Genomic DNA, 20,201 nt, shown 5'->3' with positions numbered 1-20,201 from the left:
GGGGTGGGAGGGCGGCATTTTGCATCGGCAATCCCATGGGTGCTAGCCCTCGGCCCCCGGAGGACCCGGCCGCCCGCCTGCTGTCTCTCATCGAGCGTGTGCGGGCAGCGGTCGCGAAAGGCGATGGAGCGGCGGCGGCGGCGGCGGTCCAGCCGCTGCTGCGCACCGCCTGCGGACCGGCCGTGGTCATCGAGATCCTGGGCGCGGCGCTCGACCTCGACCATGCGGGCTTCCTGCAGGCCGCGGCGTCGCTCGCAATCGTTACCGACCTTCCGGCCAACCGGCGCATCCATATCGCCTGGCGATTGGCGATCGCCGGTTTTGTCGACCATGCGCTCGCCGCGCTGACCAGCGACCCACGGATGTTCGGCGACCCCGCGGTGACCGACCAGACGTTGAACGTGCTGCAACGGATCCAGGCCCGCGCCGCGCCGGGGTCGATCACCCGCACCCAGGCCGCCGCCCTGTCGCGCCGGCTACTGCCGACGGAAGCCCCGCCGGCGATCCCCTCGGACCGATCCTTTGCCGGCAACGCCCTCGCAGCACCCCTAGCGCGCGGCGCACCGGTCGCCATCCATGCGGCGGCCGGCGTGCCGCCCGTGATCCGCACCGAGGTCGTCAATGTCCTGACGGCTTTCGATCGGGGTCTGGCGCATGTCCGTCACCCGACGGTAGCGGTCTATCCTGATGTCTTCGTGAATCGCCTGGGGCAGATCTGGGGCCGCGACGGGCGCATGTTCCGCACCTTCGGCCGGCTTGTCGCGCCGGCCTCGCGCCTGGCCGAGGCCAGCGCGCCGGTCGTCGAGGAAGCCGCCCTGGCGGTCGAGATGCACAACAACATCTTCCACTGGTTCGCCGAGTGGTTCCCCACCCTGGCCTGGCGGCTGGACGCGGCCGGCGACGCCATGCCCGTGCTGGTCCGCGACGACGCGGCGCATTTCGTCGCCGAAAGCCTGCGCCTGGCGGCGCGCGGGCCCGTCGGCATCATCGGCGCCGGCGATGCGGTCTTCGTCCGCCGCCTGCATGTCGCCCCGCAGGACCTGTCGCTGCTGGCCAGGCCCGAGGCCGTCGGCGGCGCGCTGGACCGCCTGCGCGACCGTGCCGCCGCGCAGGCCGCGCTGCCGGCCGGCAGCCGGCCGCTCTACATATCCCGCCGCGACAGCGACAAGCGCCGCATGGTCAATGAACTCGACCTCGAGGCCGCACTGCAAAGCCGCGGCTTCGAGATCGCCATCATGTCGCAACTACCGCTCGCCGAGCAGATCGCCAGGGTCAGCCGCGCCGGCACCATCGTCGCCGCGCATGGCGCCGGCCTTGCCCTGCTGGCCGCGGCGCAACCCGGCCGCCGCGTGCTGGAGATCATGCCGACTCTGCGCGGCGGCATGACGATGCGCAGTTGCATGGCAAAGATCTCCCGGCTGGTCGGGCATGAGCATCATCTGTGGCTGGAGCAGGCGAACGGATCCGGCTGGACGCTGACACTCGAACCTTTCCTCGCGATGCTGGATGCGCTGCCGCGGGCCGCCGCGCTGGTGCCACAGAGTTGCGGCACCCAGGCGCCATGACCGACATCCTGTTCGCCGCGTCGAAGATCCTCTGGTTCCCCGCCCGCCCCGGCCATTTCGCGATCATCCTCGGCTTCATCGGCCTGGCCATGGTCTGGCGCGGTCGCCGGTCGGGGCGCTGGCTGATCCTCCCCAGCCTCGCCTTCTTCGCCGTGCTGGTGGTCACGCCGCTGAACCAGTGGCTGCTGCTGCCGCTCGAGGACCGCTTCGCAAGGCCCGCAACCCCACCCGCCCATGTCGACGGCATCATCGTGCTGGGCGGCGCGGTCGAGCAGAACATCACCGAGGCGCGCGGCATCCCGTCCCTGAACGGCGCGGCGGAACGGATGACGGAAGGCGTGATCCTCGCCCGCCGCTACCCGGATGCGCGGCTTGTCTTTACCGGCGGCCAGGGGTCCTTCGTGCATGGCGGGCTGACCGAGGCCGATGTCGCGCGCCAGCTCTGGACCGCGATGGGCGTGCCGCCGGACCGCGTGACCTATGAGGACCAGGCCCGCAACACCCATGAGAATGCGGTGCTCACCTACCAGCTCGTGCAACCCAAGCCCGGCGAGGTCTGGCTGCTGGTCACCTCGGCCTCGCACATGCCTCGCTCGGTCGCAGTGTTCCGCGCGGCGGGCTGGCGCGGCATCGTGCCCTGGCCGGTCAATTACCGCACCGGGCATTCCTGGGCGGCCTGGTACGACGCCCCCTTCCCCGAACGGCTCGGCCAGCTGGAATGGGCCATCCGCGAATGGATGGGCCTCATCGCCTACCGACTGATGGGACGGACGGAGAGCGTGCTGCCGGCGCGGGACTAGGCGCCGGAGCACCGCCGCGCTCGATCTCCCGCCAGCGCGCGACGTTGCGGTTGTGATCGTCCAGCGTGCGGGCGAAGGCGTGCGCGCCGGAGCCATCGGCGACGAAATACAGGTAGTCATTCGCCTCGGGCCGCAGCGTCGCGGCCAGCGCCGCCTTGCCGGGGCTGGCGATCGGCCCCGGCGGCAGGCTGCGCACGCGATAGGTGTTGAACGGGTGGTCACGGTCGAGGTCGGCGCGGCTGATCGGCCGGTCCATCGGCGCCCCGCCCGCGACGGCGTAGGCCACGGTCGGGTCCGATTGCAGCGGCATGCCGCGGCGCAGCCGGTTGACGAACACCCCGGCGACCCGTGCGCGCTCATCGGCCCGGCCCGTCTCGCGCTCGACGATGGAGGCCAGGATCAGGGCCTCCCGCGGGTTCGCCAGCGGCAGGTCGGCGGCGCGGGCGGCCCAAGCCTCGGCCAGCGCGCGGTCCATCGCCGCATCGGCGCGACGCACGATCGCCGCGCGCGTCTCGCCCCATTCGAAGGCGTAGGTCTCAGGCAGCAACGCCCCTTCGTCGAAGGCGGGGGTCTCGCCGGTCAGGCCATCCGTGCGGTCCAGCAGGGCACGGATCTGATACGCGGTAAGCCCCTCGGGGATGGTCAGGCGGCGCTGCACCGGGCGCTCCTCGCGCAGGATGCGCAGCACCTCGGACAACGGCGCGCCGGCGGGAAAGGCGAATTCGGCGGCGCGCAGCGGGCCGGCGTCGCGCGTCAGCCAGGTGGCCAAGGCGAAGGTGCGGCCATCGCGGATCACGCCGCGGTCCAGCAACGCCGCGGCAATGCGCTCGGTGCCGCCGCGCGGGATGACGATCTGCGCGGATTCGGCGAGCGGACCGGGGCGCGTGTAGGCGCGCCAGGCGGCCGTGGCGCCGAGGCCGCCAGCGAGGAGCAGGATGAGGGCGAAGGCCAGGAACAGAAGGCGAGTACGCATGGCGTCAGTCCGCCTTTGGAAGGCTGCGATTCCTCCAGGCCATCCAGCCAGCGGCCGGCAGGGCGTCGGGCAGGCGGGAGGGCTCGCCTTCGGAGCGCAGATTGGAGGGGCCCCGCCCCTCCAAGCCACCCCGCCAGGGACCTACGGGTCCCTGGACCGCGGAAAATTGGCGCCGGGATGAGGCAGCCGGCACCGGGTGCAGCCCGCGGTCATCGAGCCGAACGACCCTGCCCCACACCAGGTTGAGGTTTCCAAAGGCCTTAAGCCTTTGGTGGGGGAGGTCCGGAGGGGGCAAAGCCCTCTCCGGTTCGCAAGGGCTGATCGAGCAATCCGACCCGCCCCCGCTTGCCGCCACGATCCCCGGACACGTGGCCATGGCCCCGTCCGAGAGGGGCCAGGCCCCTCCCGAATTCACGGCGCCGCGCGAAACACGATCGACGCGTTGGTCCCGCCGAAGCCGAAGGAATTCGACAGCGCCACGTCGATCCTGCGCGGCTGCGCCTGCAGCGCGACGCGGTCGATCACGCTCTCGCGCGACGGCTTTTCCAGGTTCAGCGTCGGCGGCGCGACGTTGTCGCGGATCGCCAAGATCGAGAAGATCCCCTCCACCGCGCCCGCCGCACCGAGCAGATGCCCGATCGCCGACTTGGTCGAGGACATCGCCACGCCGCGCGCATCGTCGCCGAACAGCCGCTCCACCGCTTCCAGTTCCAGGTCGTCGCCGAGCGGCGTCGAGGTGCCGTGGGCGTTGACGTACTGGATGTCGGAGGGCGTGATGTTGGCCGAAGCCAGTGCAGCCTTCATGGCGCGGAACGCGCCTTCATGGCCCTCGGCCGGCGCGGTGATGTGATAGGCATCGCCCGACATGCCGTAGCCGATCACCTCGGCATAGATCTTCGCACCGCGCGCCTTGGCGTGTTCGAATTCCTCGAGCACGACCACGCCCGCGCCCTCACCCATGACGAAGCCGTCGCGGCCTTCGTCCCAGGGGCGGGATGCCGCGGCCGGGGTGTCGTTGAATCCGGTGGAAAGCGCGCGCGCGGCACAGAAGCCGGCCACGCCCAATTCACACACCGCGGCTTCGGCGCCGCCGGCGACCATCACCTCGGCATCGCCGAGGGCGATCAGCCGCGCCGCGTCGCCCAGCGCATGCACGCCGGTCGCGCAGGCCGTGACGACCGAATGGTTCGGGCCCTTGAAGCCGTACTTGATCGAGACCTGACCGGAGGCGAGGTTGATCAGCGCCGAGGGGATGAAGAAGGGCGAGATGCGCTTCGACTTGCCCGAGACCGCCAATTGCGCCGCCTCGTGGATCGTCTCCAGCCCGCCGATGCCCGAACCGATCATCACGCCGGTGCGGCAGCGGGCTTCCTCATCGGACGGAACCCAGCCGGAATCCTCGACCGCTTCGGCAGCCGCGACGAGCGCGAACTGGATGAAGCGGTCCATCTTCTTCTGATCCTTGATCGGGATCCACTCGTTGATGTCGAGCCTGCCGTCCGCCTTGACGCCGACGGGGATCTGCCCGGCGATCTTGGCGGGCAGCGTCGCGACATCGAAGGACTGGATGCTGCCGATGCCGGATTCCCCGGCCAGCATCCGCCTCCACACATTCTCGACACCGAGGCCAAGCGGGCAGGCGATGCCCATGCCGGTCACGACAACGCGTCGCGGCGAGAAACCGTTCTGGAACACGCGCTCTACCCCCCGGGCCAGTCTTTGGGCGTTACGCGCCCTTCTGCTTCTCGATGTAGTCGATCGCGTCCTTCACGGTCGTGATCTTCTCGGCGGCGTCGTCCGGGATCTCGACCCCGAAGGCTTCCTCGAAGGCCATGACCAGTTCGACCGTGTCCAGGCTGTCCGCGCCCAGGTCGTCGATGAAGGACGCCTCGGGGGTGACCTTCGCCTCCTCGACGCCGAGGTGCTCGACGACGATCTTCTTCACCTTCTCGGCGGTGTCGCTCATCGCGTTTACTCTCTCCGTTCTGCCGGGCGTGACCCGTGCGAAAATGCCGATTTCGTTCCGACCGGTGCCGGCCGGACTCGCGCCCCGGGCCCCCGCGGAGCCCGGCGCTTATCATGGAAGCGTCGCGTGGCCTAGGCGTTCCCGCCGGGGCCGGTCAAGGGGCACGCCGCCCCTGCCCGCTGTAGCCGCCCGGACACACCCGGCGGGCGAGCCGGCCGCGACCGCCAGGACACCAGCCCGCCACCGCGCAACCGCCGCCCGAGCCCGGCCGCGTGATCGCGCCGCCAGCCAATGCGACCATGCCCCCCCGGCGCCCGGGCAGGTCACCATGGCGCCCCCCTTTGGCCGCCAGCTCAGGCCCCGTCGGATCGCGGCTCCGCCGCGATCCGGGAGCGCAAGGCGCGACCGCGCCCAGACCACCCGGCGTGCCCAGCGCGCCAGTCGACGGCGCGCAAGCCAAGCGCGCGGATGCGCGCGCCGACGATTGAGGTCAGTCCACCGTGATATTCGCCTGCCGGATCACCGTCGCCCAGCGCTCACGCTCCCAGCGGATCAGCCGGGCAAAGCCTTCCCCGTCCAGGGTCGACGGCTCCGCCCCTTCCTCGCGCAGGCGGCGGATCACGTCCGGATTCGCCAGCGCCTCGCGCAGCGCCGCGTACAGCTTCGCCCGCACATCGGCCGGCGTGCCGCGCGGCACCAGCAGCCCGTACCAGGCCGTGGCCTTGTAGCCGGGGATGGTTTCGGCAACGGTCGGCACGTTGGGCAGCACGGCCATGCGGGTATCGCCGGTCACCGCCAGCGGCCGCACCTGGCCGCCATTGATCAGCCCGACCACCGAAGGCAGCGTGGTGATCATGAAGTCCAGATGCCCGGCAACCACGTCGGTCAGCGCCGGGGCGGCGCCGCGGAAGGGAACGTGCTCGGCCCGCAGCCCGGCCATCTGCAGCATTAGCGCGGCGGCGAGGTGGCTCGCCGAACCGTTCGAGGCCGAACCATAGGTCGACTGGCCATTGGCGGCGCGGATCTCGGCCAGCAGGTCCTGTAGGTTCTGCGCGCGGGACTTGGGGCCCACCACGACGACCAGCGGCGCATCGGCCACCAGGCCGATCGGTTCGAGCACCTGCTCGGGGTCGATGCGCATGTTGCGGAACAGGGACACGTTGACGCTCATCGGGCCGTGATTGCCCATCAGCACCGTGTAGCCATCCGGGCGGGAGGTCGCGGCGGCCTCGGTGGCGATGTTGCCGCCGGCGCCGGGCCGGTTCTCGACCACCACAGGCTGGCCGAGCACGCCCTGCATCGACGCCGCCACGGTGCGCGCGATCAGGTCAGTGCCGCCGCCCGGGGCGAAGGCCAGCAGGATGCGGATGGGGCGGTTCGGGAAGGCGGCATCCTGCGCCGCGGCCGGCAGCGCCATTAAGGCGGGGCTGGCGCCGAGGGCACCGATCAGCATCCGGCGGGTTGTCATGGTCGTTTGCCTTTGTGTTTGGGTCCCGGCGCGGCCGGTGGTTGGCGGCGCCCGTCTAATCCCATCGTGGCCCGAGGTGAAGCGATTGCAGCGTTGCGGCCAGGGGGGATTGATCCGGCGCCGCTGCCGCTGTCCCCTGGCGCGGCATGATCGATGACGCCCCGCCACGCCCCGTGCCGACGCTGATGGACCTGTTCCTGACCTATGGGCGGATCGGCCTGATCGGCTTCGGTGGCATCAATGCCTGGGCGCGCCGCGTGCTGGTCGAGGAAAAGCGCTGGCTGACCGACCAGGAATATGCCGAGACGCTCGGGCTGGGACAGGTGCTGCCCGGCCCCAATGCGCTCAATGCCGCGATCATGGTGGGGGACCGCTTCCACGGCACCGCCGGGGCGATCGTCGCCCCCGGCGCGATGTTCGGCGGGCCGCTGGTGCTGCTGGCGGGCCTGGCGATGTTCTACGACGCCTATGGCGAGGTGCCCGCGGTGAAGGCGGTGCTGGCCGGGGTCGCGGCGGCGGCGGCCGGCATGGTGCTGGGGACGGCGGCCAAGATGACGCAGAAGATCAGGCCGCCGCCGACGTTGCTGGCGGTCGGGCTGTGCGCGCTGCTGGCCGCGGGGGTGTTCCGGGTGCCGCTGCCCTATGTGGTGCTGGGCCTCGCGCCCTTCGGCATCCTGGCCGCCTGGCGGGTGCTGTCGGCCAAATGACCGCCGCGGTCTTCTGGCAGCTGGTGCTGGGCTTCGGCGCGATCTCGCTGGTCTCGGTGGGCGGCGGCATTGCCGTGTTGCCCGAGATGCACCGCCTGGTGGTCGATGTGCATGGCTGGATGTCGGACGCCGACTTCGCCCGCCGCTTCGCCCTGGCGCAGGCGGCGCCGGGGCCGAATGTGCTCGTGGTCGGGCTGTTCGGCTGGCATGTGGGCGGCGTCCTGGGGATGCTGACGGCGACGGTGGCGATGACGCTGCCGACCTCGATCCTCGCCTTCGGCTTTTCGCGGCTGCGGGCGCGGCTGGCCGGGCGGTTCTGGCTGCGGGTGACCGAACGCGGGCTGGTGCCGATCGCGGTCGGGCTGATCGGGTCCTCGGGCCTGATCCTGGCGCAGGGCACGGCGACCGGCTGGGTGCCGGCGGTGCTGACGGCGATTTCGGCGGTGTTCGTGTGGCGGACCGATTTCTCGCCGCTATGGGTGCTGGGTGCGGGGGCGCTGGTCGGGCTGGCCGTCCTCTGACCTGCATTCGAGTCGCAATGCCGTCCCCATAGCGGTATCCTGCGCACGGCTCGACGAAGCGCGGACCCTGCTGGGACGCCCGTGACGGCGCCATCTCGAAACGGCGTCCCTCCGAATCAGTGTCCTGCGCGTGAGCGTGAGAGGTCCGCGCAGGTGCCTGCCTGTTGTCCACCGTGTCGGCTGTCCGGCGGGTCCGCGCCGCGTCCGGGGCGGGATGCCTTTCGCCGCCGCGAAAGGCCGGCCCGCTGATGGCGCGCCCTGGATCCACCTCCGGCATGGTCATGCCCGGCGGCGGGCGGGGCGCCGGGCCGCGCGCGCCGCGGCGACTGCCCGGTCCGCGCGCCCTGGCCGTGTTCTGGGGCGTGGTGCTGATCGGCACCGCCGGGGGCGCGGCGGTATTGCAGTATCTCGGACCGCCGGAACCCCCGAGGCGCATGCCGGCCAGCGGCATCGAGCGCGGGCTCGGATTTGCCGCGGCGGCATCGGAGACAACCTTGGCCGGCGCCGCCATGCCGGACAACCCGGCCATCGCCGATCCCCCTGCCGGCGCGAACGATGATGCGGACGCCGCCCTCGCCGCACCGGTGAGCATGCAGCCGGCGGCGCCGGTGCCCGTCCTGATCAGGGCAGCGGACGATCCAACCCCGCCACGGGGGGCTGAAGGCGCCCCGGACCCGGCGGACGCACCGGGTTCTGACATGGCCGCGACGACCGATGCGCCACGTCGCGGCGAGCCGGATGCCGTCGAGCCGCCATTCGTGCCGATGCCGGAACCCGACACGCTCTCCGGCCTGCTCCCGGCGCCGTTGCCTGAACCCCGGATGGTCACGGCCGAAGCCGCCCCCGACGCGCCTGGCGGCCTTTCGGAACGGGTCCCGCTTGAACCACCCGCCATCGCCATCGCGATCCGACAGCCGGAATCCCCTCTGCCCCTGGCCGAACCACCGCCTGGCGAGGATGCGGACGCGCCGGCCGTCGTCCCGCCATCCCCGGCGGCACCGATGGCGGCAGAACCGACCGCGGCGGTCAGCGCGCCGCCAGCCCTGGCATCGCCGCCGGCCACGATGGATCCGCCGATGGCCGGGCCGCTGGTGACCGCGGAGGAGGTGACTCGCGATCCGGCGTCGCCCGGCGCCTCAACCGAGGCATCAATGCCGGAGGCGGCGGAAGCCCTTGCCGATGGGCCGGTCGCTGCAGAGGCTCAAGCGGCGCCGGCCGTGGAGTTGAGCGCCGAGCCACCAACTCCGGTCGCGGTGGCCGTGATTGCGGAAACCGCAGCGGCCGTCGCGGCCGAGCCGCCGCCAGTCATGGCGACGTCACCGCCCTCTGCCGAACCGACTGCCACCGCCGCGTCCAACGAAGCGCCGCCGTCGGTGGCCTCTGCGGTGACGCCCGCAGCCGTGGGAGATCCTGACGACGCTTTGCGCACCGCACAGGCGATCGCAGCCCCCTTGCCCGTCATCGCCTACCCGGCGGCCAATTCCGCGCCGGCCGCGGAAACCATGCCGACCGCGCCCCTCATCGCGGTCCCCGTCGCGGATTCCTCGCCGGTCGACGACGCGCTGCCGACGCCGGCATCTATCGCTCCACCGCCGGCCGTCGCCGTTCCCGCGCCCGACCCCGCACCATCCGCCGCAGCGCCCGCGAACCCTTCACCACCAGCCACGGATGCCGAGGCGGAGCCTACGCCAGCCCCGGCCCAGGCGGCCACGATGCCAGGGATCCCCGGTCCGCCCGCGCCATCGGTCCAGCAGCCCGCGCAATCCGCCGGAGCCGCCGCATCCTCGCACCCGTCCATGCCCCCCATCGACCCGCCGCCGCCGGCTGCCGCGGTGCAGCCCGTGCTTCAGTCACCGCCGGGCAGCCCGCCCCTGTCGCCCACCATGACGGCGGCGCTGATGCGACGCGGGCAGGAGATGCTGTCTGTCGGCGACATCTCCGCGGCACGGCTGCTGTTTGAACGCGCCGCCCATGGCGGCAGCGGGGCGGCGGCCGCGGCCCTCGGTCGGACCTATGACCCTCGCTTCCTCGCCGCGCTTGGCGCGCGCGGCATCCGGCCGGACGCCGCGGCCGCGGCCGAGTGGTACCGGCGCGGCGCCGCCCTGGGCGATGCCGAAGCCACCAGGCTGCTGCAGGCCCTGCACGCGCCGCGGGCACCATGACAAGGGACGAGACGATGGACCGCTTCACCCTGACGCGCCGCCTGCTGCTGCTCTCGGGCGCGCTGTCGCTCGCCGCGCCGCGCCTCGCTCACGCGCAGGATGGCATCGCCGGCATCAACGCCATGACCGCGCGCGCCAATGCCGGCACGGTCGGCGTCATCGCGGGCGGCGTGGACGGGACCTATATCCGCATCGCGACGGACCTCGCCGCCGTGCTCGACGACGGCATACGCCTGCGGGTCATCCCCATCATCGGCAAGGGATCGCTGCAGAACCTGTCCGACATCATGTTCCTGCGCGGCATCGACATTGGCATCGTGCAATCCGATGCGCTCGCCTTCGCGCGGCGGCAGCGGATGTTCCCCGGGCTCGACCAGCGGGTGAACTACATCTCGAAGCTGTACGACGAGGAGGTTCACCTCCTCGCGAGCGGCGACATCCGCCGCGTCGAGGACCTGGCGAACCGTCCGGTCAATGTGGATGTACGCGGGTCGGGCACGGCGATGACCTCGGCCGTGCTGTTCGAGAGCCTCGGAATCCCGGTGCAGATGGTCAACGACGTGCAGGACACCGCGCTCGAGAAGCTGCGTCGCGGGGAGATCGCGGCGATGGTCTATGTCGCCGGCAAGCCGGCGCGGCTGTTCTCCAACATCCCGCGTGATGCCGGGCTGCATTTCGTGCCGCTGCCGATGGCGCCCTCGCTGCTCGACACCTACCTGCCGGCCGAACTCGCCGCCGCGCAGTATCCCGCCCTGATCCCCGACGGCGCGCCGGTCGAGACCATCGCGGTCGGCGCGGTGATGGCCGCCTATGCCTGGCAGCCCGGCACCGATCGGCATCGCAAGGTGGCGACCTTCGTCGATGCCTTCTTCGACAATTTCGAGGCGTTCCTGCGCCCGCCGCGGCATCCGAAATGGCGCGAGGTGAACCTCGCCGCGCGGGTGCCCGGCTGGACCCGGCTGCGCGCCGCGGAGGATGCGGAGGCGCGCGCGCGGCCGACGCGCTGAAACGCCTTCAGGTGACGAAGGTCATCGCCACGCGGCGCGATCGGCGCAGGTACAGCACCCAGCCGATCGCCGCCGCCAGCCCGCCCGCCCATTGCGGCAACTCGCCCGACAGCGCGGCCATGACCGTGCCGAACTCGACGCGCACGCCGTACACGACGTCGAGCAGGAAGCGCGCGAGCAGGACCGAGAGCGGGAAACTCAGCACCACCCAGCCGGCGGAAAGTGGGAACAGCCAGCGGAACGACGCGGACCGGCGCAGCATCGCGACCACGCAAGCTGCCGCGAGCAGGATCGAGACGGAGGAGATCACCAGGTCGGCGCGCAGCAGCCAGGGGAAATGGGCGCTGACCCCGGCGCTGTCGGCCAGCATGCGGCCGAACTCGACCAGACCGCGCAGCAGAGCGAGCCACACCCAGGCGCCCAGCACGAACAGCCAGCCCTTGAAGCCGGGGGTCATCACGCCGCCCTCGGCCCGCGCGAGGCGAATCGCGGCAGTGGCGACCGGGATGACCAGCACAAGCAGGACGAATAAGGTGCGCCAATTCGGCAAGGCGTCCATCAGATCGCTGAATCCCCTCTCGAAGCGGGCATCACGGCACGGTTCGCGGGCGCCATCCAGACCGCTTCGTCGCGGCAGGGGAAGCATGCGTCGGGCCGCAGCCTTCGCATCGCCCGGCACCCGGCGCCGTCGCGGCGGCGGTTCGCGCTCGCGGCACAGGCCGTTGCCCTGGCCGCCCGCCCGGCCCATAGGAACGGCGCAATCCGAAGGACGCCGCGACATGGACAAGGACGCGCTGACCACCTGGGCGCTCGCCAATGGCTGGACGATGATCGCCGGCAACCCCAGCCTGACCAAGCCGTCCTCCCCCAAGGAAGCCATCGTGCGGATGCTGCTCAAGGCGACGGTGGTGACCATCGAGGCCAAGAAGCCGGCCGGCAAGTGGGAGAAGGTCGCCTCCGAATCCTACGGCAAGGTCACCGCCGACCCGGAGGGCGGGCTGCCGCAGGGCCTTGGCCTGGGCAGCATCCCGAGCCTGACCATGCTGATGCAGGAAAACCGCGACCGGCAGGTGTTTGCACGGATGACCGGCAAGGGGTGAGACTGACGGCGCCGCAACGCCGCCTCCCCCGATCGAGGTCCCGCCTGCCGATGCCGCCCGAATCCCCGCCCGCGACGATAGGCTGGCCCGCGCTGCTGCGTGGCGAGGCGCCGGCCGACGGCACCGAGGTCGTCATCGAAGGCGCCGTCTTCCCGACCGGCGCCGATACCCCCGGCACCCTGCTGCTGGTGCCCGAGGCCGGCTGCTGCGCCGGCTGCCGCCCAGACCCCGACGCCGCCGTCGAGGTTCTGCTGGCCGCCCCCGCGCCGCGCGGCCGGACGCTGCAGGTGCGCGGCACCTGGCAGCGCCTGGCGTCCGACGACCCCGCAGGCTGGCGCTGGCAGATGCACGCGGCGCAGGCGGTCGCGCGGGCGGCGCAACCCTTCGCCTTCGGCCGCCGCGCACTGCTCGCCGCACCGCTGGTCTGCGCGGCGCCGCGCCTCGCCCGCGCGCAGGCCGACGGCGCGGCCCGGGCGCTGGTCGAGGCGGCCCGACCGACCGACCTGCACAGCCATGCCGGCCGCGTCCTCATTGGCCGCCGCACCGTGCAGCGGCCCTTCACGCCGGTCGCGGGACCGATGCGCGACGGCGGCATGACGCTGATCGCGCTGGCCATGGTCGCCGACACGCCGACGACCGAAATCGTCGAGACGCGAATCCAGGCCTTTCGTGACCCGGACCCTGGCGAGCTCTGGACGCACGCCCAGGCCGCCTTCGCGCGGCTGCGGGCATTGGTGGCGCAGGATGGGCTCATCGTCGTCACCGACCGGACGGGGCTGGCGCGCAGCCGGCAGGCGGGCGCGCCGCCTTCCGTCGTGGTCGCGGCGGAAGGGGCCGACATGCTGGAGGGCCGGCTCGACCGGGTGGAGGCGCTGTTCCGCGCGGAGCGGCTGCGGCACCTTCAACTGGTGCACTACCGGGTCAACGAACTCGGTGACATCCAGACCGCCGCCCCGGTCCATGGCGGGCTGACCGCCTTCGGCGCGGCGGTGATCCGGGACTGCAACCGGCTCGGCCTGGTGGTCGATGTGGCGCATGGCACCGAGGCGCTGGTGCGCCGGGCCGCCGAGGTCACGACGCAGCCGCTGGTGCTGTCCCACACCGCGCTCGCCCGCCGGCCAGGGCCGCGCAGCCGGTGGGTCACGGCCGATCACGCCCGGCTGGTGGCGGCGACCGGCGGGGTGGTGGGCGTCTGGCCAATCGTGGAAGGGCCGCCTTCGGTGCGGCGCTATGCCGAGAGCGTCGCCCGGATGGTGGACGCGATCGGCATCGACCATGTCGGCATCGGCAGCGACATGCTGGGCCTGCTCTCCCCGGCGTCCTTTGAGAATTACCGCCTGACGCCCGACCTGGCCGCCGCGTTGCTGGCGGTGGGGTTCGACGGGGCGGGAGCAGCCAAGGTGCTGGGCGGGAACCATGCGCGGGTGCTGGCGGCGGTGCTGCCGGGGTGATTGACCCGGCCGGCGGGGCGGCGTTTTCTCCGCCCCATGCCTGACACCACCCCGCCCGACGGCCTGCTGGCCGACCTCATTGCCCTGCTCGGCCCCGCAGGCGTGTTGACCGATGCCGCCGACATCGCCCCTTCCCTGTCCGACTGGCGCAGCCTCTACCAGGGCAAGGCGCTCGCGGTGCTGCGGCCGGCCAATACCGACCAGGTCGCGGCCTGCGTGAAGCTGTGCGTCGCCGCCGGCATTCCCATCGTGCCCCAGGGCGGCAATACGTCCATGGTCGGCGGCGCCACCCCGACCGAGGACGGTCATTCCGTCGTGCTGTCGCTGGCGCGGATGAACCGCATCCGCGCGCTCGATCCCGTGGACATGACGATGACGGCCGAGGCCGGCGTCGTGCTCAAGGCCGCGCAGGATGCGGCCGCCGATGCGGACTGCCTGTTCCCGCTCTCGCTGGGTGCGGAGGGCACCGCGACGATCGGCGGCGTGCTGTCCACCAATGCCGGCGGCAATACCACCGTGCGCTACGGCAATGCGCGGGAGCTGATGCTCGGCCTGGAGGTGGTGCTGCCGGACGGGCAGGTCTGGAATGGGCTGCGCCGGCTGCGCAAGGACAATACCGGCTATGCGCTGCGCCATCTGTTCGTCGGCGCCGAAGGCACGCTCGGCATCGTCACCGCCGCGACGCTGCGGCTGTTCGCGCGGCCGCGCGCCAATGAGGTGCTGTTCTGTTCGGTGCGCGACGAGGATGCGGCACTCGCCGTCTTCCAGCGCTTCCGCACAGTGGATGAAACGGCGATCCGTGCCTTCGAATACATGTCGGGCGTCGGCGTCGATTTCGCGGTGAAGCATATTCCCGGCGTCACCTTGCCGGTGGCGGAACGGGCCGATCACTACATCCTGGTGGACCTCGCCTCGACCCGCGCCGATGCCGATCTGCAGGGGCTGGCCGAACAGGTCCTAGGTGCGGCGATGGAGGAAGGTGAGGTGATCGATGCCGTCGTCAGCGGCAGCGAGGCGAGGCGCGCCTCGCTGTGGCGCATCCGCGAGGAACACCCCGAGGCCCAGCGCAAGGAAGGCGCGTCGGTCAAGAACGACGTCTCGGTGCCGGTGTCCAAGGTGCCGGAGCTGATCCGCCGCGCCTCGGCCGCCTGCATCGCGCTGATCCCCGGCACGCGGCCAGTCCCCTTCGGGCATATGGGCGACGGCAACATCCACATGAACCTCGAACAGCCCGAGGACATGGACGGCGCCGCCTTCCTCGCCCGCAGCCACGACATCATGGACACGGTGAACGCGGTGGTGCGCGACCTCGACGGGTCATTTTCCGCCGAGCACGGAATCGGGCGGCTCAAGACGGACATGATGGAAGATTGGCGCGGCGGCGCGGAACTCGACGCGATGAAGCGGATCAAGGCGGCGCTGGACCCCGCCGGGTTGATGAATCCGGGCAAGGTTCTGCCGTAGGGCGTGCGTCGGAGAGGGGCCTTGCCCCTCTCCGAACCCCTCCCCCCCAGGGGGCGGCGGCCCCCCGGCCCGCGGGATTTGTCGATCCCGGGTCGTGGAACCTTCAGGCTGCAGGCTTGATCGGGCCTTCATCAATGTCTTGTTGCCTGGTGGCCGCCGCGAACCGAGCAAACCCGATGCCCGGCGCCAAATCCCCGCGGTCCAGGGGGCCGCAGCCCCCTGGCGGGGTGGCTTGGAGGGGCAGCGCCCCTCCAACCTTCGCCGGCAAAACCCGCACCTTCTCCCCCTCCCTCTCCGTTACATTGTAACGCGCGCCCTCCCACAAGACTTCCGGCACGGGCGACAAACCTCTAGCTTGCCGGCGTTTCATGACCCGCATCGACCGCTACCTCCTGCGCCAGCTCACCATCGCCCTCATTGCCGTCACGGTGGGGCTGGCGGCGCTTGTCTGGCTGACGCAGTCGCTGCGTTTCATCGAGCTCGTGCTCGACCGCGGCCTGTCGATGCTGGTCTTCGTCGAGCTCACCTCGCTGATGCTGCCGTCCTTCTTCGCGGTCATCCTGCCGATCACGACCTTCGTCGTGGTGCTGTTCACCTATGTCCGGCTGGCTTCGGATCGCGAATTGGTGGTGATGCGATCGGCCGGGCTGTCGCAATGGACGCTGGCGCGCCCGGCCGTGCTGCTGGCGATGCTCGCAACCGGCGTGTGCATGGTGCTGAACCTGTGGCTGGTGCCGCTGTCGCACACCGCCTTCCGGCAATGGCAGTTCGAGATCCGCAACCAGCTGGTCGGCGTGCTGCTGCAGGAAGGCGTATTTTCCCAAGTCGGCAACGACCTGACGGTCTATGCGCGGTATCGCGACCCGGATGGCACGCTGCGCGGCATCCTGGTGCATGACCAGCGCGAGACCGGCGCGCCGGTGACGATCCTTGCCGAGCAGGGCCGCATCACCGTCACGCCGACCGGCCCCCGCGTCACGCTGCTGAACGGCGTGCGCCAGCAGGTGGAACGCGCGCCGGCCAATGCCGCGCCCGGCACGCCGCCGATGCGGCTCAACCTGCTGTCGTTCTCCGAGAACAGCATCGACCTGGCCCGCGCGACGCGTGGGGAGGAAGCCCGCACCCGCGATTCGCGCGAGCGTTCGGTGGCCGAGTTGCTCAACCCCGACCCCGCCGAGGGCCTGCGCGACCGCGAGTACCGCCGCTATTACGCCGAGGCGCATCAGCGGCTGTCCGGCCCCTTCACCACGCTCAGCTTCGCGCTGGTCGGCCTTGCCGTGGCACTGACCGGGGAATTCCGCCGCCATGGCGGTGGGGCGCGCATCGCGGTCGGCATCGGCATGGTGGTCGCGCTACTCGCCTTCGGGCTGACCGGGGGCAACCTCGCGGCGCGCGACAATGCCTGGGTGCCGCTGATCTGGGTGCAGGCGCTGCTGCCGGGCGTGGTCGCGCTGTGGTGGGTGGTGGGCGCGCCCGGCTGGCCGAAACCTGCCGCGCCCCCCATACCTGCTTCGCCATGACCTTCACCCGGACCCTGACGCTGTATGTGTCGCGCCGCTTCGCCGCCATGACGGTGGCGATGCTGGCCGCGCTGGCGTGCCTGGTGGCGTTGTTCGACCTGATCGAGTTGCTGCGCCGCGCCGCGACGCGCCCCGACGCGACCTTCGGCCTGGTGTCGCAGATCGCCGCGCTGCGGCTGCCCTTCGTCGCGATGCAGATCCTGCCCTTCGCCATCCTGCTCGGCGGCATCACCGCCTTCTGGCGGCTGACGCGGTCGTCGGAGCTGATTGTCGCACGCGCCGCCGGCATCTCGGCCTGGGGCTTCCTAGGGGGGCCGGTGGTCGTCGCGGTCCTGCTCGGCACGGTCGCCACCACGGTGGTCTCGCCGCTGTCCTCGGCCATGCTGGCACGGGCGGAACGGCTGGACGCGCAGTTCCTGCGCAACACCTCGGGCATCACGGCGCTGGCCGGCGGGCGGCTGTGGCTGCGGCAATCCGACCCGGGGCTTGAACCGCAAGGCGTGGCGATCCTGTCGGGGCGCCCCGTGCCGGTCACCAACCTGCGCCCGGGGGAGGCGTTTCGCCTGGATGAGGTGACGCTGTGGCGCCTGTCGGCGGAAGACCGGCCGCTGGCGCGCGTGGAAGCCCCCTCGGCGGTGCTCGAACCCGGGCGCTGGGTGATCAGCGATGCGGTCACCTTCGGAGCGGACCGCATGCCCTCGCCCACCCGCCGGCTGGACCTGGCCACCGAACTCACGCCCAACCGCATCCAGGATTCCTTCGCGAGCCCCGACACGCTGTCGTTCTGGGCGCTGCCGGACTTCATCCAGATCCTGGAGAATGCAGGCTTCTCGGCAGTGCGCCACCGGCTGCAGTTCCAGTCCCTGCTGGCGCTGCCGCTGCTCGCCGCGGCGATGGCGTTGCTGTCGGCGGGATTTTCGATGCGCTCCTCCCGACGCGGGGGGGTGGGGCAGATGATCGGCGGCGGTGTCGCCGCCGGATTCGCGCTGTTCGTGATCGACAAGGTGACCGGCGAATTCGGCGAGGCCGGCACGCTGCCGGTGCTGTTCGCCGCCTGGGCACCGGCGGGTGCGGGCTTCCTGCTCGCCACCGCGCTGCTGCTGCACCTGGAGGACGGATGAAGCCCATGGCCGGCTTGCCGAAACGTCTCGGTCTTGGCGCGCTGCTGGCGCTGGGGGCTGTCCCGGCACTGGCGCAGACCAGCGCCCTGCCGCCAATCGACGCCCCGCAGAATGCCGCCCCGGTGTTGCCGGGCCAGGAGCGCGGGCCCGTCGCCGCGGCCCCCGCACCGGCCGCGCCGGGTCGGATGGCGCTGCCAGGCGGGGCGGTCGCGCAGGACCAGCCTGTCACCTTCACCGCCGACGAGGTGGAATACGACCAGAACCGCGCCCTCGTTACCGCGCGCGGCCATGTCGAGGCGTGGCAGGGCAACCGCATGCTGCGGGCCGATGAATTCACCTATGACCGCAACACCGGCGTCGCCACCGCGCGCGGCAATGTCCAGCTGATCGAATCCGACGGCCAGGTCATCTTCGCCGAAAGCGCCGAGTTGCGGAACGAGTTCAAGGACGGCGTGCTGGATGGGCTGCGCGGCCTGCTGGCGCAGAACGGGCGCGTGGCCGCCGCCGGCGCGCGGCGCACCGACGGCAATTTCTTCGACCTGTCGCGCGTCGTCTATTCCGCCTGCGACCCCTGCCAGACCGATCCGCTGGCCCCGCCGATCTGGCAGCTGCGCGCCCGCACGGCCACGCTCGACCAGACCGCGCGGCAGGTGCGCTACCGCGATGCGGTGGTAGAGTTCGCGGGCATCCCGACCTTCTGGACCCCGTATCTGCAGCACCCTTCGGCGGGCGCGCCGCGGCAATCGGGCTTCCTCAGCCCGACCTTCGGCGTCACCAAGTATCTCGGCGCCTTCATCGAGACGCCGTATTACTGGGCCATCGACGAAACGCAGGACCTGTTGCTGCGGCCGCTCATCGGCACCAACAACGTGCCCAATCTCGGGCTGGAGTATCGGCGCCGCTTCAATTTCGGCGAGATCGCGGCGGAAGGCTCGCTCGGCTATCTGGACGGCAGCGAGAACACGCCGGTCGGCGCGGCCGGGCACATCTTCTCGCGCGGGCGCTTCGCCATCGATGAGAATTGGCGTGTCGGCTTCAACTACAATTGGGCCACCAGCGAGGATTACCTGCGCATCTACCGCTACGGCGCGCGGCGGCTGCTCAACCAGGACGCCTATACCGAAGGCTTCTGGGGCAGCGAATCCTATGTCCGCGTCGACGCCCGCGCCTATCAGGGCCTGCGCCCCACCGACAACAACGCGCAGATCCCCTACGTCCTGCCGAACATCTATGCGGATTGGGTGTCGCAGCCCGACAGTCTCGGCGGAACCTTCACCGCGGACACCTGGAACTTCGCCGTCTTCCGCGACCAGGGCACCAGCACGCAGCGCGGCTCGACGCGCCTGAGCTACAACCTGCCGATGAATGACGGCGCGGGCGGGCTCTGGACGATCCGCGCGCAATCCGACCTGTCGGCCTATGCCTATACCGACCTGGCCGGTGCGCCGAACTATTCGACCAGCGCGGATAATGGGTCGATCGGCACGGCGAATATCCGCGCCGCGCTCGACTGGCGCATGCCCTTCGTGCGGTCCGCCGGCGAATACGGCCACCAGGTCATCGAACCGCGCGTGCAGTTCGTGGGTGGCCCGCTGACCGGCAGCCAGTCCTCGGTGCCGAACGAGGACAGCATCGACCTCGAATTCACCGACGCCAACCTGTTCAACCTGAACCGCTTCGCCGGGCGCGACCGGCAGGAAGGCGGCACCCGCGTGGACTACGCGCTGCGCGGCGCCTGGTACTTCCCCAACGGGGGCATGGCCGAGGGCCTCGCCGGCGCGTCCTATCGCGTGCAAAACGACGGCGGGCCGTTCTATACCGGCAGCGGGCTTGAGAACCGGGCCTCGGACTATGTCGGGCGCGCCAGGCTGCGTCCGGTCTCCTGGCTGGAATTCCTCGGCCGTGGGCGTTTCGCCCAGGATGATGGCGCGCTGCAGTTCCTCGACCTGTCCACCACCGTGAACATTGGTTCGGGCACCGCCTTGACCGGCGGGTATCTGTTCACGCCGGCGATGCCCTACCTGACCCCGGTCCAGGAACGCAACGAAGTGGCGATCGGCATCAACCAGCGCCTCGGCCATTGGCGGATCGGCGCCTTCGCCCGGTACGATATCGAGATTAACCGCCCCGTGGTGATCACCGCCTCGGTCGCCTACGAGGATGAGTGCTTCCTGTTCGAGGCCCGCTTCCTCAAGCGCTTCGCCGAGGACCCCTCGACCAACAGCCTGTATCCCGCCAATACCGTGCTGCTGTTCCGCGTCGGGCTGAAGACGATTGGCGATGTCGGGTTCAGGGCCATCTGATGCCCTCAGGCGCCGGGCGCCGGCATCCGCCGGCTTCGCTTTCGCGCCCAGCACTGGCGCGCTCGCCGCTTCG

General features: G+C 71.2%; 17 protein-coding genes. 12 read left to right on the top strand and 5 right to left on the bottom strand.

What is annotated here, in order from left to right; genetic code table 11:
* Positions 1 to 35 precede the first annotated feature (35 nt).
* Both AAFN86_RS00410 and AAFN86_RS00405 read left to right on the top strand, forming a co-directional pair.
* Positions 36 to 1,565, top strand: coding sequence for a glycosyltransferase family 61 protein (locus AAFN86_RS00410; RefSeq protein WP_347541205.1), 1,530 nt, complete (start codon positions 36 to 38; stop codon positions 1,563 to 1,565).
* Positions 1,562 to 2,365: a YdcF family protein gene (locus tag AAFN86_RS00405; RefSeq protein WP_347541203.1), complete on the top strand. Its 804-nt coding sequence runs from the start codon at positions 1,562 to 1,564 to the stop codon at positions 2,363 to 2,365. The genes AAFN86_RS00410 and AAFN86_RS00405 overlap by 4 nt, the downstream gene beginning before the upstream one ends.
* Here the strand turns inward: AAFN86_RS00405 and mltG are convergent.
* The 4 genes from mltG to AAFN86_RS00385 all read right to left on the bottom strand — a co-directional run bounded on the left by mltG (position 2,310) and on the right by AAFN86_RS00385 (position 6,772).
* Positions 2,310 to 3,338 carry an endolytic transglycosylase MltG gene (gene mltG / locus AAFN86_RS00400; RefSeq protein WP_347541202.1) on the bottom strand — a complete coding sequence of 343 codons (1,029 nt, stop codon included), beginning with the start codon at positions 3,336 to 3,338 and terminating at the stop codon, positions 2,310 to 2,312. The genes AAFN86_RS00405 and mltG overlap by 56 nt on opposite strands.
* A gap of 411 nt (positions 3,339 to 3,749) precedes the next feature.
* A complete protein-coding gene (gene fabF / locus AAFN86_RS00395) occupies positions 3,750 to 5,033 on the bottom strand; it encodes a beta-ketoacyl-ACP synthase II (protein ID WP_347541200.1) in 1,284 nt (427 codons plus the stop codon).
* 31 nt (positions 5,034 to 5,064) lie between these two features.
* Positions 5,065 to 5,304, bottom strand: a complete 240-nt coding sequence (locus AAFN86_RS00390) for an acyl carrier protein (protein WP_347541198.1) — start codon at positions 5,302 to 5,304, stop codon at positions 5,065 to 5,067.
* Between the two features lie 490 nt (positions 5,305 to 5,794).
* On the bottom strand, positions 5,795 to 6,772 hold the full coding sequence (locus AAFN86_RS00385) for a tripartite tricarboxylate transporter substrate binding protein (protein ID WP_347541196.1): 978 nt from the start codon (positions 6,770 to 6,772) through the stop codon (positions 5,795 to 5,797).
* Positions 6,773 to 6,918: 146 nt separating this feature from the next.
* Between AAFN86_RS00385 and AAFN86_RS00380 the strand changes: the two genes are divergently transcribed.
* The 4 genes from AAFN86_RS00380 (at position 6,919) to AAFN86_RS00365 (ending at position 11,169) form a co-directional block, all read left to right on the top strand.
* Positions 6,919 to 7,479, top strand: coding sequence for a chromate transporter (locus tag AAFN86_RS00380; protein ID WP_347541194.1), 561 nt, complete (start codon positions 6,919 to 6,921; stop codon positions 7,477 to 7,479).
* Positions 7,476 to 8,000, top strand: a complete 525-nt coding sequence (locus AAFN86_RS00375; protein ID WP_347541192.1) for a chromate transporter — start codon at positions 7,476 to 7,478, stop codon at positions 7,998 to 8,000. Before AAFN86_RS00380 ends, AAFN86_RS00375 begins: the two co-directional genes overlap by 4 nt.
* A gap of 248 nt (positions 8,001 to 8,248) precedes the next feature.
* Entirely contained in the window at positions 8,249 to 10,162 is a 1,914-nt protein-coding gene (locus AAFN86_RS00370) for a hypothetical protein (RefSeq protein WP_347541190.1), read from the top strand.
* Between the two features lie 14 nt (positions 10,163 to 10,176).
* Entirely contained in the window at positions 10,177 to 11,169 is a 993-nt protein-coding gene (locus AAFN86_RS00365; RefSeq protein ID WP_347541188.1) for a TAXI family TRAP transporter solute-binding subunit, read from the top strand.
* 7 nt (positions 11,170 to 11,176) lie between these two features.
* Here the strand turns inward: AAFN86_RS00365 and AAFN86_RS00360 are convergent, their stop codons facing one another.
* Entirely contained in the window at positions 11,177 to 11,728 is a 552-nt protein-coding gene (locus tag AAFN86_RS00360; RefSeq protein ID WP_347541186.1) for a hypothetical protein, read from the bottom strand.
* Between the two features lie 220 nt (positions 11,729 to 11,948).
* Here AAFN86_RS00360 and AAFN86_RS00355 point away from each other — a divergent pair, with 220 nt between their 5' ends.
* The 6 genes from AAFN86_RS00355 (at position 11,949) to AAFN86_RS00330 (ending at position 20,128) form a co-directional block, all read left to right on the top strand.
* Entirely contained in the window at positions 11,949 to 12,269 is a 321-nt protein-coding gene (locus tag AAFN86_RS00355) for a hypothetical protein (protein ID WP_347541184.1), read from the top strand.
* Positions 12,270 to 12,319: 50 nt separating this feature from the next.
* The gene (locus tag AAFN86_RS00350; RefSeq protein ID WP_347541182.1) at positions 12,320 to 13,720 is read left to right on the top strand and encodes a membrane dipeptidase; all 1,401 of its coding nucleotides are present in this window, start codon (positions 12,320 to 12,322) and stop codon (positions 13,718 to 13,720) included.
* A gap of 36 nt (positions 13,721 to 13,756) precedes the next feature.
* Positions 13,757 to 15,184 (top strand): FAD-binding oxidoreductase, encoded by a 1,428-nt coding sequence (locus tag AAFN86_RS00345; RefSeq protein WP_347541180.1) that lies wholly within the window; start codon positions 13,757 to 13,759, stop codon positions 15,182 to 15,184.
* Between the two features lie 368 nt (positions 15,185 to 15,552).
* Complete coding sequence (lptF, locus tag AAFN86_RS00340) at positions 15,553 to 16,704, top strand: LPS export ABC transporter permease LptF (RefSeq protein ID WP_347541179.1); 1,152 nt, start codon at positions 15,553 to 15,555, stop codon at positions 16,702 to 16,704.
* Positions 16,701 to 17,825, top strand: a complete 1,125-nt coding sequence (gene lptG / locus AAFN86_RS00335; RefSeq protein ID WP_347541177.1) for an LPS export ABC transporter permease LptG — start codon at positions 16,701 to 16,703, stop codon at positions 17,823 to 17,825. The genes lptF and lptG overlap by 4 nt, the downstream gene beginning before the upstream one ends.
* 5 nt (positions 17,826 to 17,830) lie before the next feature.
* On the top strand, positions 17,831 to 20,128 hold the full coding sequence (locus AAFN86_RS00330; RefSeq protein WP_347541175.1) for an LPS assembly protein LptD: 2,298 nt from the start codon (positions 17,831 to 17,833) through the stop codon (positions 20,126 to 20,128).
* Positions 20,129 to 20,201 lie beyond the last annotated feature (73 nt).

The organism is Roseomonas sp. CAU 1739 (assembly GCF_039839775.1).
In the GTDB taxonomy this organism is placed as follows: Bacteria; Pseudomonadota; Alphaproteobacteria; order Acetobacterales; family Acetobacteraceae; genus Neoroseomonas.
Note: the sequence above shows the minus strand (reverse complement) of the source record. Positions and strands in the feature narration are given on the sequence as shown.